Source organism: Asaia lannensis NBRC 102526, from assembly GCF_024054035.1.
In the GTDB taxonomy this organism is placed as follows: Bacteria; Pseudomonadota; Alphaproteobacteria; order Acetobacterales; family Acetobacteraceae; genus Asaia; species Asaia lannensis.
In genome coordinates this window covers 136,247-153,409 of the sequence record NZ_JAMXQU010000001.1, presented here as the reverse complement: position 1 = coordinate 153,409, position 17,163 = coordinate 136,247, and the positions used below count along the sequence as shown (strand labels likewise).

The 17,163-nt window shown below is 59.7% G+C and carries 13 protein-coding genes and 1 tRNA gene; 10 read left to right on the top strand and 4 right to left on the bottom strand.

Annotated elements, in window-relative coordinates; all coding sequences use genetic code 11:
• Nucleotides 1-67: 67 nt before the first annotated feature.
• From NF685_RS00635 to NF685_RS00625, 3 genes are all read left to right on the top strand, one after another.
• Complete coding sequence (locus tag NF685_RS00635) at nt 68-2,443, top strand: TonB-dependent receptor (protein ID WP_252848195.1); 2,376 nt, start codon at nt 68-70, stop codon at nt 2,441-2,443.
• Nucleotides 2,444-2,510: 67 nt separating this feature from the next.
• Nucleotides 2,511-3,800: a cation:dicarboxylate symporter family transporter gene (locus NF685_RS00630; RefSeq protein ID WP_264813741.1), complete on the top strand. Its 1,290-nt coding sequence runs from the start codon at nt 2,511-2,513 to the stop codon at nt 3,798-3,800.
• 12 nt (nt 3,801-3,812) lie between these two features.
• Complete coding sequence (locus tag NF685_RS00625) at nt 3,813-4,850, top strand: Ldh family oxidoreductase (RefSeq protein ID WP_252848194.1); 1,038 nt, start codon at nt 3,813-3,815, stop codon at nt 4,848-4,850.
• A 168-nt stretch (nt 4,851-5,018) separates the two neighbouring features.
• On the opposite strand, the gene NF685_RS00620 is transcribed toward NF685_RS00625, so the two are convergent.
• Genes NF685_RS00620 through NF685_RS00610 form a run of 3 tightly spaced genes read right to left on the bottom strand, consistent with a single transcriptional unit; the run spans nt 5,019 to nt 7,561 of the window.
• Complete coding sequence (locus NF685_RS00620) at nt 5,019-5,870, bottom strand: ferritin family protein (RefSeq protein ID WP_252848193.1); 852 nt, start codon at nt 5,868-5,870, stop codon at nt 5,019-5,021.
• Complete coding sequence (locus NF685_RS00615; protein WP_252848192.1) at nt 5,867-6,874, bottom strand: ferritin family protein; 1,008 nt, start codon at nt 6,872-6,874, stop codon at nt 5,867-5,869. Before NF685_RS00615 ends, NF685_RS00620 begins: the two co-directional genes overlap by 4 nt.
• Nucleotides 6,875-6,892: 18 nt before the next feature.
• Nucleotides 6,893-7,561 (bottom strand): ATP-dependent Clp protease proteolytic subunit, encoded by a 669-nt coding sequence (locus tag NF685_RS00610; protein ID WP_222546386.1) that lies wholly within the window; start codon nt 7,559-7,561, stop codon nt 6,893-6,895.
• A gap of 219 nt (nt 7,562-7,780) precedes the next feature.
• On the opposite strand from NF685_RS00610, the gene NF685_RS00605 reads away from it, so the two are divergent.
• The 7 genes from NF685_RS00605 (at nt 7,781) to NF685_RS00575 (ending at nt 15,641) form a co-directional block, all read left to right on the top strand.
• A complete protein-coding gene (locus NF685_RS00605; RefSeq protein WP_252848191.1) occupies nt 7,781-8,740 on the top strand; it encodes a hypothetical protein in 960 nt (319 codons plus the stop codon).
• A 98-nt stretch (nt 8,741-8,838) separates the two neighbouring features.
• Nucleotides 8,839-10,044 (top strand): LL-diaminopimelate aminotransferase, encoded by a 1,206-nt coding sequence (locus tag NF685_RS00600; RefSeq protein ID WP_062163717.1) that lies wholly within the window; start codon nt 8,839-8,841, stop codon nt 10,042-10,044.
• On the top strand, nt 10,041-11,354 hold the full coding sequence (locus NF685_RS00595; protein WP_252848190.1) for a homoserine dehydrogenase: 1,314 nt from the start codon (nt 10,041-10,043) through the stop codon (nt 11,352-11,354). Before NF685_RS00600 ends, NF685_RS00595 begins: the two co-directional genes overlap by 4 nt.
• An 84-nt stretch (nt 11,355-11,438) precedes the next feature.
• Nucleotides 11,439-12,431: a class II fructose-bisphosphatase gene (glpX, locus tag NF685_RS00590; RefSeq protein WP_222546383.1), complete on the top strand. Its 993-nt coding sequence runs from the start codon at nt 11,439-11,441 to the stop codon at nt 12,429-12,431.
• Between the two features lie 21 nt (nt 12,432-12,452).
• Nucleotides 12,453-14,261, top strand: a complete 1,809-nt coding sequence (recJ, locus tag NF685_RS00585) for a single-stranded-DNA-specific exonuclease RecJ (RefSeq protein ID WP_373317835.1) — start codon at nt 12,453-12,455, stop codon at nt 14,259-14,261.
• A gap of 47 nt (nt 14,262-14,308) precedes the next feature.
• Nucleotides 14,309-14,384, top strand: a tRNA-Glu gene (locus NF685_RS00580).
• Between the two features lie 129 nt (nt 14,385-14,513).
• The gene (locus tag NF685_RS00575) at nt 14,514-15,641 is read left to right on the top strand and encodes a tyrosine-type recombinase/integrase (protein ID WP_051757680.1); all 1,128 of its coding nucleotides are present in this window, start codon (nt 14,514-14,516) and stop codon (nt 15,639-15,641) included.
• 144 nt (nt 15,642-15,785) lie between these two features.
• Here NF685_RS00575 and NF685_RS00570 read toward each other — a convergent pair whose 3' ends face one another.
• Nucleotides 15,786-17,162 (bottom strand): S41 family peptidase, encoded by a 1,377-nt coding sequence (locus NF685_RS00570; RefSeq protein WP_252848189.1) that lies wholly within the window; start codon nt 17,160-17,162, stop codon nt 15,786-15,788.
• Between the last annotated feature and the right edge of the window lies 1 nt (nt 17,163).

Here is a 17,163-nt window from a genome sequence, read left to right as displayed (position 1 = left end):
GTATTCTATTTGGTATACAAGATTATTCCCGGAATGCGGCCCCTTACAGGATGCCACGGAGCCCCAGATGCCTTATTTTCCGACATCGCGCCTCGCCCGATCCCTTTCCTGTCGTGCAGCATTGCTGGTTACCACCGTTGCCGTTTCTTCGGGTGTGGGTTCCGGCTGGACCGGACAGGCCGTGGCGGCATCCGGTCAGGTCGTGACCACTACCGGCACGGGTCAGGGTCATGCGGTCAGACACAGAACAACCGGCGCGTCCGCAGCACATCGCCACGCAGCACCTCTCGCGGGAAGCAGCGAGACCGTTCATGTCTCAGCGCGCCGTGGTGTCACCAGCGCCGGACAGCACGATGCGCATTCCGAGACCATCCTCTCGCGCCAGGAGTTGCAGAACCGGAACGTTCGGCAGTTGACCGATATCGTGCGCGTGGCACCCAACCTGACCATTCAGCCGAGCTTTGGCAGCGCCGCGCTCAATTTTGCGCTGCGCGGTGTCGGTCTGATGGACTTCACCCAGAATAACACCCCCTCGGTCATGCCCTATGTCGATGGCATCGCCTATCCGGTCAGCATCATGACCACAGGCATTCTGTTCGATATGGACGATGTTTCCGTCGCGCCGGGCGCGTCCGGTTTTACGCATGGGCAATCGACCACGGGCGGTGAAATCAATTTTCATACCGGTGACCCCACCCAGCAGTTCCATGCCGGTCTTACGGAAGACATCGCCAGTTACGGTCGCAACCGTGTTGAGGGTTTCGTTTCGGGACCGCTGTCCAAAAGCGTCTCCTATCGTATTGCCGGACAATCCCTCACAGGCGGCGGCTTTCAGCACAATGCTCAGGGCACCGGTTATGGAAACAGCAATATCGGTGCGTTACGTGGCAAGCTGCGCTGGCAGATCGACGAGACCTCACGTCTCGATATCGGCGGTCACTGGACGACCGATCAGTCTGAATCGTCTTCAGGCCATAATCTCTACAATTCCTATGGCGTACCCATTACAGGCGACATCTACCAGACCGCCTGGGGTCTGGATCCGCGTTTTGCAAAAATCATCGGCATCAACCCGGACAATACAAAGCCGCGCGAGAACAATCTCTTCTGGGGTGCGAATGTCCGCTACACCAAGGAATTCAGCTGGGGACGTCTGTGGTCGCAAAGCGCCTATGAAATGGTGGATGAGCACGAGCTGACGAACCAGACCAATTCGGTCGCGTCCTACGGCAACATGTTCCGCAATAACCAGACCAACGTCTTTTCTCAGGAAGTGAAGCTGGAATCGCGCGATCCGAAAGCACGTTTCCACTGGGAGACGGGTCTGTATTACAGCCGCGCCCGTATGGCGCAGAGCTTCTGGTACGACAGCTCCGACCGTCCCGGTACCACGCCACTGAACGAGACCAGCTACCGGCAGAACCAGCAGAATTTCAATCAGTATGTCCAGCTCAGCTATCGCATCCTGCCCAAGCTGACGCTGATTGGCGCCATCAATCATGAATCTGACGACCGTCAAATGCTCAACCTCACGAGCACCAACGTCAATCTCAATACCGGTCTCGCCACATCGCAAACCAATTTCGGCAGTGCCGGAGCCCTGACGAACCAGTTTGCCGGGCGTGTCGGTGCACAATACCAGATCACGCCCAGCATCATGGGTTATGCAATTTTTTCCAAAGGCTTCAAGCCGGGCGGCTTCTCGGCCAACATCACGCAGAACGCCAACCAGCTCAAACCCTTCAAGCCTGAATCCGTGCTGACTTATGAAGGCGGGTTCAAATCCATGCTGTTCAACCGCCGTCTGCGCTTCAATGCAGCCGGATTCTATTACGATTATCGCGACCAGCAGATCCTGGGCAGTATTCTCGTGCCGCCTTATGGCGTGCTCGGCGGCTATGTGAACGCACCGCGCTCATATATCTACGGTGCCGAATTCGACATGGAAGCGCATCCTGTACGCGGGCTCGTGCTGACCCAGAATTTCGGTTACCAGAACGGTGTCTATACCCAGTTCCAGAGCCTGAACCGCAGCGCCACAACGGCGCAATTTGCCTCCACCGGCGTCTGGTCGCCCGTCTATACCAATTATAACGGCTACAATATGGGGCTTGCGAACCTCACCCTCTCGGGCGCTGCCGTCTATAGCTGGAACGTATTCCGCGATTATCGCATGAGCTTCGATGTCGATTACAACTATCGCGGTGCACAGACACAGCCGCAGCATATCGGCGATGGCGGCATCTACCGTGCGCCGGCCTACTTCCTGCTCAACTCATTCCTGACCTTCGCCGCCCCAAAGCAGCATTGGTCGCTTACGGTTTACGGGCAGAACCTTGCAGACCGCCGCTACTGGCTATCCGGCGGTACGCAGGCAACCTTCTATGGCGTCATTCCCGGTCTACCCCGTTTCGTCGGCGCGAAGATCAACGTAACCTACTGATCGCACGATGCGACCATCCCCATGCCGGGGCCTCACCCGGCCCCGCCCTGCTGACCGGAGAACCGATTTGAGCCCCCCTGACCTGAAGAGAGCCGCTCGCTATCGCCCCGGTATTTTCGTTCAGGTCATTATCGCCACCATAGGCGGTATTATGCTCGGTCTGTTTGCCCCTCACCTCGCGCATCAATGCCGCTGGCTGACCGATCTTTTCCTGCGTCTTATCCTGATGATCGTGGGGCCGCTCCTGTTCTGTATTGTCGTCAGCGGCATTACCGGCGCGGGATCTCTTGGCGCTGTCGGTAAACTCGGCAGCCGGGCGCTGATCTATTTCGAGGCCATGACCACACTGGTCCTGCTGCTCTCGGTCGGGGCGGCGCTGCTTCTCCATCCAGGGCGCGGCATGAGCTATACGCCCAGCCCTGAAGATGCCCATGCTGTGGCCAGCTACGCTGCCAATGCCCATGCCCTGCATGGCCAGGGCGTGACCGGATTTATTCTCAACCTCATTCCCCGATCCCCTATCGCCGCCTTTGCGGAAGGGAATATTCTCCAGATCCTGTTCTTCGCCGTGCTTCTGGGCTGTTGCCTGTCTCGCCTCGGCGAGGCTGGCGCCCCCATCACGAAGCTGATCGAGAATTTCTCTTCCCTGTTCTCGCGCATGATGCGCGTGATCATCGCCACCGCGCCTCTGGGCGTGTTCGGCGCCGTCTCAACCACCGTTGCGGAATACGGGCTGGACGCCATCGATCATCTGGCGCTGTTCGTCATTCTCTATTTCAGCGCCATTGCCGTTTTCATCGTGGTCATTCTGGGTGGGCTTCTGGCGCTTTGCAAAATCAACCCGTTGCATTTCGCCCGCTATTTCCGTGAGGAAATCCTGATCGTCACTGCAACGACCAGTTCGGATTCCGTGTTGCCCAGCATCATGACCAAGCTCGAAGCCATGGGGATTTCGCGGCAGGTCGTGGGGCTCGTCGTACCAGCAGGCTATTCTCTCAATCTCGATGCGCTCTCGATCTATCTCGGCTTTGCTGTCGTCTTTTTGGCCGAAGTCACGCATACGCCGCTTACCCTCACCCAGATTCTTTCCATGCTCGCCACGGCTCTCATCACCTCGAAAGGTGCGCATGGCGTACCCGGAATCGCCATCGTCGTCCTGGCCGCGACCATGTCTGCTGCCCCGTCGATTCCGCTTTCCAGCCTCGTGCTTCTGATCGCCGTTGACTGGTTCAGCGGTATTGCCCGCGCGGTGGGGAACCTGGCAGGCAATTGCGTTGCACCGGTGGTTCTTGCAGCATGGCAAGGCGCGCTGGATCGCGAACGGGCACGTACGATGCTCGGCTCACATCACCGATAAAACGGGACTTTCATGGACACTGCCAATCGCTATCCGGCCACACGCCTTGCCGAGGCCTGTCAGGCAAGGCTCGTTGCCGCCGGAGCACGGCCCGAAGATGCCGCGCAGACCGTACGCGCCATGATGCATGCCTCGCGCCTTGGCACCGACAGCCACGGTGTGCGCCTGATTGGCTATTACGTCGATATGCTCGAAAAAGGCGGCGTCAATCCTCGACCCCAGCGGGTCTTCACCCAAACGGCACCTGCCACCGGACGACTGGATGCAGATTTCGGCCTGGCTCATGCCGCTTCCTATGAGGCCATGGACGAGGCCATCGCTCTGGCACGTCATGCCGGTATCGGTGCTGTCACCGTGCATCATTCGACCCATTACGGTGCCGGTGGTGCCTATGCGCTAGCCGCCGCCGAAAAAGGCTTCGTCTCGCTCGTCCTCAGTAATTCCGACCCCGCTGTCGCCCTGTCGGGCGGCCGGACGCCTTTTCACGGCACCAATCCCATCGCCATGGCAGCACCCGTACGCGACCGCGCACCCTGGCTGCTCGACATGGCCACCTCCTCCATTCCCTTCAACAGGGTAAAGCTCTATCGCAGTCTCGGCCTTCCCCTGCCGCCGGAAGTCGCCCTTGACGAACAGGGCCACCCCACTCTGGACGCCAGTCAGGCCCGCTTTCTCCAGCCGCTCGGTGGCATGGCCTATGGTCACAAAGGCGCTGCCCTGGCCGGTCTGGTGACGATCCTCTCCGCCATTCTCTCAGGCGCGGATCCCGATCCGGTCATGACCAGCACGGCTCAGGCCCAGCAGGGCCACAAACCGCAGAATGTCGGCCACATCATGGTGGCCTTCGATCCAGCGCGTTTCATTGGACAGGACGCCTTCGAGGCTGAAATGGCGCGCTACCTCGACCTGTTGCGCAACGCCCCTCCCGCAGAGCCCGACCTGGCTGTCTACGCGCCTGGCGACAAGGAGTGGGAAGAAGCTGCCTTGCGTGCGGAAAATGGCATTCCCGTTGACCCCGATACAGAACGTCTGCTCGGCCTGACTGACTGAGGTGCCACGGCTTTCCCACCATAACGGACCAGCAGGGCTCAGCCCTGCCCCCGCGAAGAGACAAACCTTTTCGATCCCCGCTTTATAACCCGGTCAGGTGTCCGGGGAACGGCTGGTCTTTGGCGGAATATGGGGGAGCGCCCCACAGGTTTTTGACAGAAAGCCTGCTTACCCTTTGAGACGACGTCCCTTGTCCCACAGGCGCAGGCCGCGCAGGGCCAGATCGGCAATGCCGGGCAGCAGGCGTGGCTGCATCAGGCCGGGATCGAAAGCTGTCATGCGTCTGGCGTTTTCACGGTAGCAATCTTCAACGAAACCGCGGAACGAGAAGCCATCGAGAAAAAGATTGGTCTGGGTCACGGCAAAATCGCGCCCGTCATTGGGTTCCTGCCCGCGACGCACCATGCCAAGCAGACGGCTGAGCGCGCGAAGATAGAAATGCAGTGATTTGAAGGAGCGTCTTGCCCGGCCAAGACCCCGGCGTTTCTCGCGCCAGGCCATGTAGTTGATGAAGAAAACGATATGGCGCGTTTCCTCGAACATCAGGATGTCGAAAATCTCGAACATCTTCTCAGGCAGAAACTGCGACTGGCGCGCGCTCTTGAAGGCCCCGAAACCGAGAAAGGCATCGAGACATTCGCCGAACCCGAAATCGATGAAAGCCTTTTCGAGATCGGCTGGAAATTTCTCGATGGGCTGTTTCTGTGCGTCGAGACCGTAACGCTCGATCATGACGCGTATCAGTTCGGCATGACGGGCTTCTTCATACCCCTGTAGCCGAACGGCTTCCTTCACTTCCGGATCGATGATCTGCGGGGTGAAGGCATCGACGATGGCCCCGGCCCGGCGCTCGGTGTGATACACCTCCTGCCAGAACGGGACAGCACGGAGCCGGGTCAGTTCCTCTTCCGTCAGCTCGGGCCATGGCAGGGTTTCGGGGTCGAAAACCTGATGGGTGTCGATGAACTGCTGACAGAAATAGTGTTTATGGGCTTCCGATCCCGGCTCGATCGCACTCATGCAGGAGCGTGCCGGGATTTGTGGCCAAAGCGCGAACGCACTGCCCCGGAGGCCTTGCCCCACAGGCGGTAGGCCGCCAACCCGGTCCTGACGAGTGTCGGCGTGGTGGTGGGGCGCAGCAGGCGGTGGTCATAACCCGAGAAGCGACGATCATTTTCATCTAGGCAGAGCTGCATCAGCTCAGGCACCTTGATGTCCATATCCGTCATGTCCTTAGCGCCGGTCACCGTGAAATTATTGTCCTGCGTGTGCTCGTTGCCGTCGGCATCGATCGAACGCGCCAGATCCATGCGCTCATATGCAAGGAACGCCCAGACACCCAGCACGCGTGCCTCGAACAGCGGGCGCTTCCACCACGGCATGGTGGCACGATGCCAGGCCAGCCAGTTGGCAAAAAGCAGGATATGGCGGCATTCTTCCTGCATGACGGGCTCGAACGTCTCGATCAGCTCCATAGGGAACAGACCGGCGCGCTCTGCCAGAGCAAAGAGGCCGAACGCGAAAAAGCTGTCCACACATTCCGAGAAACCGGTCACCAGATAGGCCCATTCCGTGTCTTTCGGCTCGATATAGGGCGGCTCGGGTGCCATCGGGATGTTGTAGGCCTCGACGAGCTTGGAGAGCACTTCCTTGTGGCGGTTCTCCTCCCAGGCATTGCGACGCAGAGCGTCTTTCATCTCGGGATCGTCGATCATGTCGGCATAGGCCGCCATGCGCAGGCGGGCCTTGCCTTCGGTCTGCACCGCAATATCCCAGATCGGCAGGGAGGTGATGCGATGCAGGGTCTGCGGATCGAGCTTGGGCCACTCGATGACCGAAGGCTTGTAAGGGTTGAACGTCTCCCTGAACATGTCGGCCACAGCGCGCTTGTGTTCCTCGGTGCCCGGCTTGAGCGGGCCGGGAATGGCGCTGCTCCAGTGGCGGGCTTCGAAATCGGCCTTGGCCAGAGTCTTGTCTGACGGCGCATCCGGGAGATGGCTATAGAGTTTTTCAAGACGTGACATGAGAGAGGTATCCTCTTCTTATTCCTTGATATCGCTCATTTTGGTGATGACGCGCGCGACGAGGCCATAGGCAATGGCTTCCTCTGCCGACATCCAGTGATTGCGGTCGGTGTCCTTGGCGATCTTCTCGTAGGACTGGCCGGTTTCACGGGCGAAAAGACGGTTCAGACGCTCGCGCATCTTGATGATCTCGCGGGCCTCGATATCGATATCGGTTGCCGGGCCGCGCACGCCGCCCATCGGCTGATGCAGCAGGAAGCGCGTGTTGGGCAGGCAGAGACGACGCTCCGGGCGACCGGCTGCGAAGATCAGCGCGCCGGCAGAGGCCACCCAGCCCGTACCGATCATGTTCACGGGGGCGATGGAATCCACAAAGCGGATCATGTCGTGAATGGTATCGCCGCTCTCGACGTGACCGCCCGGTGAGTTGACATAGATATCGATCGGCTTGTCGGACGCGCCAGCCAGGGCCAGCAGGCGGCCGGTCACGTCACGGGCGACCTTGTCGTTGATACCACCGAAAATCAGGACCTTGCGCTGCTCGAACAGCTTGCCTTCAAGCTCGGCCCCGGGTGCCTTCTCGGCCGGTTCCTTGGGCTCTTCGGGGGTGTCGGGCGTCTGGTCGGGATCTTCATCGTCGAGACGTGGGGCGATACGGGAAATATCCTGGGGCGTCATGCCGCGCATGCTGGTGTTCCTATGTCCATACAGCCTGTTCATCTCTTCTATGTTGCGCTTGATGGGCGGCCCTCACAAGAGGTCCCCCGCTTTTTGCTCCAGATCAAGCATCTCGCCACAACGGGCGGGAGCGGTTAGGGTGGCGCCAGCACAGTGAAACCGCACAAGAAATGCAAAGGTCGATCGGAAGAGATGCACAATACAGGCTGGCTGCGAACAGGCCTTGTCATGACAGGGATGATGACACTGGCCGCCTGCGGACACAGGGACGCCGTGGATACGGTCGATAACTGGTATCACCAGTATCAGGGGGGCGAGATCGCCAAGCAGCGACCGCCCGCACCCGGCGCCCACGGCACTTATCCACGCGTCGGCCTGACACCGACCACCACGGTCGACCTGCCGAGTGCGCAAGCCAGACAGGCCCTGACCGACAAGCTGACACTCCAGCGCAATCTGAGCCAGCATCTGGCTGTCGCCGATGGCCCTCTGATCATTGCTGCCCCTCCGCCACCGCCCAAACCACGCCCTGCCAGTACCGAAAGCGGCTCCTCCATGAGCGTGGTGGCCCCGGGCCAGACCCCTGCCCCAGCAGCCACGTCGACACAGACAGCAGCCCAGGCATCCTCTCCCGTTGCATCGGGCGCGATGCCCGGCAAGCAGGCCCAGCCTGCGCATGCGAAACCGACATCGCAGGAAAGCGCTGCAACGCCTGCGGCACCCGAGGCGGCCCTGCCTGAGGTCACGCGCTTCGCTCCGCCGCCCATCAAACCGGGCGAATTGCCGCAGATCGGCGATCTGCCCCCTGCGGCACCCAGCTTTCCCGGTTTCGCCATCCCGCGCGATGCATCGCTGCCCGATATCGTGCCGCCTGCCTACGATCTGACAGAGCCGCATGGCACGCTGATCCGTTTCAATCAGGCCTCGGACCAGATGGCGAACGGTCAGGACGGCGCAATCGGCAAGGTTGTCGGATCGCGTGGCGCTCACGCGCCGATCTACGTCAAGGGATTCGGCGAGATCACATCGTTCCGTCCCGAAGAACAGGTCATGGGGATCAAGCTCGGCCTTCTGCGCGCGCGCGTGGTCGCCCAGACGCTTATTCTGCATGGTGTGCCCGCTTCGGATATCAGGATCAGCGCCGGTGCGCTGGGCCGCGGTGTGAGAATTGACACCACGCCTTACTGAGGAAGGTTCACCCGGTTCTGGAAACAGGTTAGTGAAGATTGTCGGAGTCGCCCTGACTTCGGCAATTTTATTTCAACCCTGTGCCCCCGAGCCGAAAAATGACCGAAGAGTTTCACCGCATCCGTCGCCTGCCGCCCTATGTCTTTGCCGAGGTAAACAAGGCCAAGGCCGCGGCCCGAGCGCATGGTGAAGACATTATCGATCTGGGCATGGGCAATCCCGACAGCCCCACCCCGCCGCATATCGTCAAGAAGCTGGTCGAGACCGTGGCGGACCCGCGCAGCCATCGCTATTCGGTCAGCCGTGGCATTCCCGGCCTGCGCCGCGCACTGGCGGGGTATTACGAACGCCGCTTTGGCGTCGATCTGAACCCCGAGACAGAAGTCATCGCGACTCTGGGCTCGAAAGAGGGTCTGGCCAATCTGTCCTCGGCCATCACCAGCCCAGGCGATACGATTCTGGTGCCGAACCCCTCCTATCCCATCCATCAGTTCGGCTTCATCATCGCGGGTGCCTCGGTGCGCTCGATCCCGGCCACGCCGGATGAGGACATGCTGCGTGCGCTCGAACGCGCCGTGCGCCATTCCGTGCCGAAACCCACCGCGCTGATCGTGAACTTTCCATCCAACCCGACGGCGTTTACGGCCTCTCTCGATTTCTACAAGGAGCTGGTGGCTTTCGCCCGTCGCGAGCAGATCTGGATCCTGTCCGATCTGGCCTATTGCGAAATCTATTTCGGCGATGAGCCGCCGCCGTCGATCCTTCAGGTGCCCGGCGCGAAAGACATTGCCGTCGAGTTCACCTCGCTCTCCAAGACCTACTCCATGGCGGGCTGGCGCATGGGTTTTGCCGCAGGCAACCCGCATCTGATCCAGGCGCTCACTCGCATCAAATCCTATCTCGATTACGGTGCGTTCACCCCCATTCAGGTGGCGGCTGTGGCCGCGCTGAGCGGCCCACAGGATTGCGTGGCCGAAATTCGCGACATGTATCGCGAACGACGCGACGTGCTGATACGCGGGCTGCATGCTGCCGGATGGGATGTTCCCTCACCGCAGGGCTCGATGTTCGCCTGGGCTCCCATCCCCGAGCGGTTTGCCGAAATGGGCAGCGTGGATTTCAGCAAGCTGCTGCTGAAAGAAGCCGGCGTGGCCGTGGCGCCGGGTCTGGGCTTTGGCGAATATGGCGAAGGCTTCGTTCGTATCGGTCTTGTCGAGAACACGCAGCGCCTGCGTCAGGCCACACGTGCCATCAAGACCTTCCTCAACAAACATGGCGTCAAACAGGCAGAGGCAGTTTCGTGAACGGTCAAACACTCCATCTTGGTATTGCAGGTCTTGGCACAGTCGGGGCTGGCGTGGTGCGACTGCTGCGCGAGAATGCCCAGGCCATCACCGCCCGTGCCGGGCGGCGCATCGAGGTTGTCGCCGTCTCGGCGCGCGATCGCACGCGCGATCGTGGCGTCGATCTGACGGGGCTCACCTGGTATGACAACCCCGTCGATCTGGCGACCGACCCCAAGGTCGATGTGGTGCTCGAACTGATAGGCGGCGCCGAAGGGTCTGCCCGCACGCTGGTCGAAGCCGCCCTGAAGGCGGGCAAGCCCGTCGTGACCGCCAACAAAGCCCTTCTGGCGATTCATGGTGCCTCCCTGGCCACGCTGGCGCGCGAGAACGAGACCTCGCTGCTGTTCGAGGCCTCGGTGGCTGGTGGTATTCCGGCCATCAAACTGGTGCGTGAGGGCCTGGCCGCCGATCATCTGCTGCGTGTAGGCGGCATTCTGAACGGCACCTGCAACTATATCCTGACTGCCATGCGCGAATCCGGTCGCGATTTTGCCGATATCCTGGCCGAGGCGCAGGCACTTGGCTATGCCGAAGCCGACCCATCGACCGATGTCGACGGGTGGGATGCTGCCCATAAACTGGCAATTCTGGCAGGTCTGGCTTTCGGTCAGCCGGTCCGTTTCGACAGTCTTCATGTCGAAGGTATCCGCAACATTGCTGCCTGCGATCAGGCTTTTGCACGCGAAATGGGCTATCGCATCAAGCTGCTCGGCAGCGCGCGAAGCAATGGCGAGGGCATGATCGAGGCATCCATGCGCCCCTGTATGGTTCCGCAATCCGCCCCCATTGCAAATGTCGATGGCGTTTTCAATGCGGTCCTGACCGAAGGCGCCTTCAGCGGCCCCATGCTGATCGAAGGCCGCGGTGCAGGTGCGGGCCCCACTGCCAGTGCAGTCGTGGCCGATGTGATCGATCTGGCGCGTGGTACGGCGCTTCCGGTCTGGGGTATGGACCCCAAGCCCGAAATCGCCTGCGCGCCTCGCGAAACACTGCGCGGTCAGTATTATCTCAGGCTCTTCGTGCAGGATCGTCCCGGCGTTGTGGCAGATATCACAGCGGCCCTGCGCGACTATGGCGTCTCCCTGCGCGCCCTGTCGCAGCATGCCGCTGACGAGGCCGGTCAGCAATCATCTTCACAGACGGTTGTTCCCCTTGCGCTTGTCACACATGAAACCAGCGAAGCGGCCATGCTTTCCGTCCTCACGGCACTCAAGCCGCTTGAAACCGTCATCGGAACACCGCTGCTCATGAAAATCGAGACTGTGTGATGTGGCAAAGGCGGCACATCCCGGCATAACAGGATGTGTCGCAATTCCGGCTTGGCCGGATAGAGTACAGATAGGATTTACCGGATGCCTTTCTCTCCGAAGTATAAAGTGACGGATCGCAACCTCGCGCTCGAACTCGTGCGCGTGACGGAAGCTGCGGCCATCTCGTCATCGGCCTGGACCGGCCGTGGGGAAAAGAACGAGGCTGACGGTGCAGCCGTTCAGGCCATGCGGGCCGCATTCGACACGGTCGCGATCGAGGGAACGGTCGTGATCGGCGAAGGCGAGATGGATGAAGCGCCGATGCTCTATATCGGCGAGAAAGTCGGTGCTGGCGGCCCCAAGATGGACATTGCCGTCGATCCGCTCGAAGGCACCAATCTCTGCGCCAAGGACATGCCGAATGCCATGACCATGGTGGCGCTGGCAGAAAGCGGCAATTTCCTTCACGCCCCCGATATCTACATGCAGAAGCTCGTGGTCGGCCCCAACCTTCCCGACGATCTGATTGATATCGATGCGCCCATCGAGACCACGCTGCGCGATCTCGCCAAGGCCAAGGGCAAGGATATCTCCTCGATCACCATGTGTGCGCTCGACCGTGAACGCCATGAGGAACTGATTGCCCGTGCCCGCGAGGCCGGTGCACGCGTCATGCTGCTGACCGATGGCGACGTGGCAGCGGCCATCGCCGCCTGTATGGATGAGAGCCGCGTGGATATCTATGCAGGTTCGGGCGGTGCGCCTGAGGGTGTTCTCGCTGCTGCTGCCGTACGCTGCGTAGGTGGCCAGATGCAGGGCCGTCTGATGTTCGAGGATGAAAGCCAGGTCGAGCGCGCACGCTCGATGGACCCCGGCAACGACCCGACACGCAAGCTTGGCCTGCATGACATGGCACGTGGCGACGTGCTGTTCTCGGCAACGGGCGTAACCACCGGCACGCTCCTGCGTGGCGTACGCTTCTATGGTCCGACCATCGCACGCACCCATTCCATCGTGATGCGGTCGAAATCGGCGACGGTGCGCTTCATCGAAGGAAGGCACAATTTCACCACCAAGACGTGGGCAGGTCACTGATCCCACCCTATAAAGGGGCGTATGTCTGACGCCCCCTTGACCATCGCCTCGCCAGAACCGGTTCTTTCCGTCCATGAAAGTGGCAGCGGTCGTTCCTGGGTCTGGCGCGACGAAAGACTGGCCAGCGGCGATGGCCGTATTGCCATGGCCATTGCCCAGCGTGCCGCCATACCGGAGTTGCTGGCCCGCATTCTGCATAGCCGTGATGTCGATGCAGCACGTATCCCGGCCTTTCTCGACCCCAGATTGCGCGACTGGTTGCCCGATCCTTCCTGCCTTCAGGGCATGAACGATGCTGCGGCAAGACTGGCTGAAGCTGTGAGGAGCGGCGAAACGGTCGGTGTGTTCGGCGATTACGATGTGGATGGCGCCTGCGGCACCACCATCCTGACCGAAACCCTGCGTGAACTGGGCTGTCCGGTCTTCTTCCATATTCCGGACCGACAGAAAGAGGGCTACGGCCCGAATGGACCCGCATTGGAGGCGCTTCGTGAGAAGGGTGCCACGCTGCTTGTCTGTGTCGATTGCGGGACTGCTGCGGTCGATCTGCTCAGCGGACTGGCCGTGGGCGGCGATATTATCGTGCTCGATCATCACAAGCCCGATGGAGCCATTCTGCCCGCATGCCTTGTGGTCAACCCCAACCGGCTCGACTGCGACTCCGGCCTCGGTCATCTTTGTGCAACGAGCGTTGCCTTTCTGACGCTCGTCGCCACATGCCGTGCCCTGCGTGTTGCAGGGTGGTTCGATACACATGAGGAACCCGCGCTGCTGCGCAAGCTCGATCTGGTCGCCCTGGCCACGATTTGCGACGTCATGCCCCTGCGTGACCTCAATCGTGCCTTTGTCGCGCAAGGTCTGCGCGTCATGGGGCGAGGTGAGCGGCTGGGACTTGCAACGCTTGCCTCTGTGGCAGGCGTCAAGGAAACAGCCAGCGCCATGGCCTGCGGCTTTGCCATAGGCCCACGCATCAATGCGGGCGGACGCATTGCCCAAGCGGAGCTGGGGGTAAAGCTTCTCCTGAGCGACGACGCTTTCGAGGCACGCGCTCTGGCCGAGAAGCTCGACGAGATCAACCGTCAGCGTCAGACGGTCGAGGCCGATATCCTAACCGAGGCCTATCGTCAGGCAGAAACGCAGCTCGATTCGGGCCATGCCGTTCTTTTCCTGCATGGAGAGGACTGGCATCCGGGCGTTGTGGGTATCGTCGCCAGCCGCGTGCGTGAGCGCTGCAACAGACCGGTTCTTGTGGGCGCGCTTCAGGACGGAAAGATCAAGGGGTCGGCACGCTCAGTCCAGGGTATGGATATCGGTGCAGCCGTCATCAGTGCCTGCCAGTCCGGCCTGTTGCTGACGGGAGGCGGCCATGCCATGGCGGCAGGCTTTTCTCTCGACGCAGACAAAGCTGGGGCATTCCATGCTTTTCTGGATGACGCTCTTTCCGATGCGCGGTTACGCCCACGCTACGACGCGCTCTGTATCGACGGCATTCTGACGCTTCGCGGTGCAACCACCGAAATCGCGGCTCAACTCGCTCGCCTCGGGCCTTTCGGCACAGGTCATGAAGAGCCTGTCATTGCCCTGAGCCGTGTTCGTGCGGTCAAAACCGAACGTATCGGTCGCGATGGCAACACGCTTCGTGTCATTCTGCAGGGCGAAGATGGCGGCAGATTGCGCGGTCTGGTGTTTCGCGCTGCAGACAAGGCTTTTGCCGCCCTTCTGGAAGATCGGACCATGCCTGTGCTGCATGTCGCGGGCCAGCTACGCTGCGAGCAGTGGCAAGGTCAGGATATGCTGAGCTTTTTTATTTTGGATGCTGCCACGATTTAGGGTTGACCCCCACCCGGTGCTGGGATAATCAGCCGCTCACGCCTCAAGTCCCGTTCGTCTAGAGGCCTAGGACACCGCCCTTTCACGGCGGTAACACGGGTTCGAATCCCGTACGGGACACCACGGCATTTACCGCAGTTCTCTGCGGGGTGCAGCCGGTTACAAGCATAATCCTGATTTACCAGAGTGTTGATTTTGAGCCATTCCTGAGCCAATCAGGAAATTATGGCTCTTTGGTATCAGGGGCTTCGCATGAGCGAATCAGAAAGATCAGGCATCGATCCGGCCACAGGTAAACAGCTCCCCAAGGGCGTATGGTACCGAGGCGCGGGTCAGTATCAGGCGCGCAAGATGGTCGACGGTAAACGCCTGAGAAAGACCTTCGCATCTTCAGCTCTGGCTCGTCGCTGGCTCACTGAAAAACGTGCCGAGGTCGATCTTCGCCAGTTCAAGGACACATCGTCCCTCGACAAGACGCCTCTCAGACGATTGGTGGAACGCTATCGCGACGAGTGCATGGCCCATCGCCAAGCGGACCGCACTGGCCACATCCCTGCCCTGCTCGATGACCCTATTGTGAATGTTATGGTGAGCAAATGGCAGCCCGCTGACGTTCGGGCCTTTCGCGATCGCATGCTGTCCGACGGTTATGCGCCAGCGACCGTAGTCAAGCGGCTCAATCTCCTCGCCAGCGTCGTCCAACATGCGATCAGCGAGTGGGATATCCACACGGTCAATCATGCTTCGGGCAGGGTTGTGAAACGGCCGCAAGGTGCTGACAGGAAGCGTAACAGGCGGTTGGCCATTCTCGACAATGAGCACAATCTTCAGAGTGAATATGACCGCCTTATAGAGGTCGTTTCGACATCCGAGCATGCCGATGATGTGTGGCTCGTCAAATGGTCGATCGAACAAGCCTGCCGTTTATCGGAATCCGTTTCTCTCTGCTGGAAAGACATCGATTTCCGTAGTCGTACGCTGTCGCTTGCCCGAGTGAAGAGCGAGCGACACCGGGAGGAACTTGGCCCCGAGAAGCGTCCTCTTACGCCTGGCGCACGGCGCCTTCTCGTTGAGAAACTCGAGCAGATGCCGCACAGGCCCGAGCCGCACGAGAAGATCTTCGATATCGGCAATGAGAAGGCGTTCTCTGTCCGCTTTGGTCGGATGACAAAACGGGCAGGCCTGACCAACCTTACCTTTCATGATCTGCGTCATGAGGCGACATCGCGTCTCGCGCGCTATCTCGCGAACCCGCTGGATCTGATGCGTGTCACCGGACATCGCGATATGAAATCGCTCGACCGATACTACCAGCCTATCATGCAGGAACTTGCAGATAAGATTGAGGCGAATGAACTAATGTCTGTCGAACAGACATGACCTCTACCCTATACCTACTTCCGATAAATTATATTATCGGAAGTAGGTTCAGTGGGCGCGAAACGGACGTATACGGGTTTACTTTGCAGAGCTGCGTCCGGAATCTGACATGTCACCGCATGGGTCAGCTCGCTTCGCTAGTCTTCAAATAAGTGTCAGCGCTTTTTCGAGGGCCGTATCTCGATTGGCAAACAGATCATATACCGTATTGGATGGAACAATGATGTCGGGCACCACACCCTGGTGGGATGGACGTAATTTTGGAGCGAGAAAGCGTGCCGTGGTGAGATAGACCGGGAAGCCAATGTTTGGTATGTGAAATTTATACAACAGGCCTGACCCCGTCGCCGGCTCACCAGTTTCCTGTCCTATAATGGTGGCGAGGCCATAATCTTTAGCTGCTAACGCACAGGCCATTCCTGAAGAAAATGTTGCAGGCGATATGAGAAGGTAGACTGGGCCGCTGAACCGGCAGGGGAGAGGTTTCGGTGATACCAGTCCATCTGACGGACCTTCGGTAAATGAAATGACTTCGCCAATTGGCGCTGACCACGCTTTGGGGCCATAATACCTAGTATATTTACCCTGACCATAATCCGCTTTTATTATCGCGTTTGATCGTACAATCTTCCCACCGAATTGCTTGAAGGGACGTGATTGGGCGTAGCACCAGAGCCAGTTCGCGAGTTCGCTATCACCCCCGGAATTCCGGCGTATATCGATGATGAGTGCTTTAGCTGATTTTAATTGAAGGGTCGTGAAGCTTTCATCGAGAAAGGCACGAAATCTACTGAGATCCTCGCACCGGCGATATTCGATCAGGCCCACGTCGTTAGCAGCCCATCGAAAACTGTAAGGGGGTGTGTGGGGAAGAGACTGCGCGGTGCTTGGCGCGGGAACCAGAGACTCATGTTCGATACCAGCTCTATCCCGCCACCGTAAAAGGTATGCAGCCTTGACGCCGAACAGGGCGGCTGATGTCCATGCCCCTGTGCGCGAAACTCGTGACCGTATCAGTGCAGAAGTTTGCCCACCAAAAGCGCGGGTCGTCGTATCCAGATACTCGGCTGCGGAGATGTTCTCGATGTAAAGCACATGGGTGCCGGGAGGCAGGATGCCAGATCGGTCGTGCTCCACAATGAGGTTGCCGGATAGTTCGTCCACGGTGAAAGTTACAGGAAAATAGTGCGGCGCTTTATTCATCAGACCCGGGAAGCCGAGGGCCACATGACCATCATTCAGCGCTCCCAATAAGGGGGCGATTGTCATCCATGCATCCCGGACATACGTGGGTGATGTTATTCGCGCGCGTATCTGACGGTATAGATTTTCAACTGTCCCAGCCTCGGACGATTGAAATGGATTGGGAGAGATCTCGTGCAGAGTGAGCCAGATTGCATCAAGATCTTCGCGCAGGTTCTCTGAGGAAAGACGTGTATAACCGCCTCGCGCGCTAGCCCCTCCGCTGGCTGAAGCCAGTGCTGCAATCGTGCCGGCAAGAGCCTTCCGTCTGGAAATCATG

Excerpts from the sequence above, each read along its gene's own strand:
- NF685_RS00635 (WP_252848195.1), top strand. The coding sequence starts at position 68 with ATGCCTTATTTTCCGACATCGCGCCTCGCCCGATCCCTTTCCTGTCGT.
- NF685_RS00625 (WP_252848194.1), top strand. The coding sequence starts at position 3,813 with ATGGACACTGCCAATCGCTATCCGGCCACACGCCTTGCCGAGGCCTGT.
- NF685_RS00620 (WP_252848193.1), bottom strand. The coding sequence starts at position 5,870 with ATGAGTGCGATCGAGCCGGGATCGGAAGCCCATAAACACTATTTCTGT.
- NF685_RS00615 (WP_252848192.1), bottom strand. The coding sequence starts at position 6,874 with ATGTCACGTCTTGAAAAACTCTATAGCCATCTCCCGGATGCGCCGTCA.
- NF685_RS00610 (WP_222546386.1), bottom strand. The coding sequence starts at position 7,561 with ATGCGCGGCATGACGCCCCAGGATATTTCCCGTATCGCCCCACGTCTC.
- NF685_RS00605 (WP_252848191.1), top strand. The coding sequence starts at position 7,781 with ATGACAGGGATGATGACACTGGCCGCCTGCGGACACAGGGACGCCGTG.
- NF685_RS00600 (WP_062163717.1), top strand. The coding sequence starts at position 8,839 with ATGACCGAAGAGTTTCACCGCATCCGTCGCCTGCCGCCCTATGTCTTT.
- glpX (WP_222546383.1), top strand. The coding sequence starts at position 11,439 with ATGCCTTTCTCTCCGAAGTATAAAGTGACGGATCGCAACCTCGCGCTC.
- recJ (WP_373317835.1), top strand. The coding sequence starts at position 12,453 with ATGTCTGACGCCCCCTTGACCATCGCCTCGCCAGAACCGGTTCTTTCC.
- NF685_RS00575 (WP_051757680.1), top strand. The coding sequence starts at position 14,514 with ATGAGCGAATCAGAAAGATCAGGCATCGATCCGGCCACAGGTAAACAG.
- NF685_RS00570 (WP_252848189.1), bottom strand. The coding sequence starts at position 17,162 with ATGATTTCCAGACGGAAGGCTCTTGCCGGCACGATTGCAGCACTGGCT.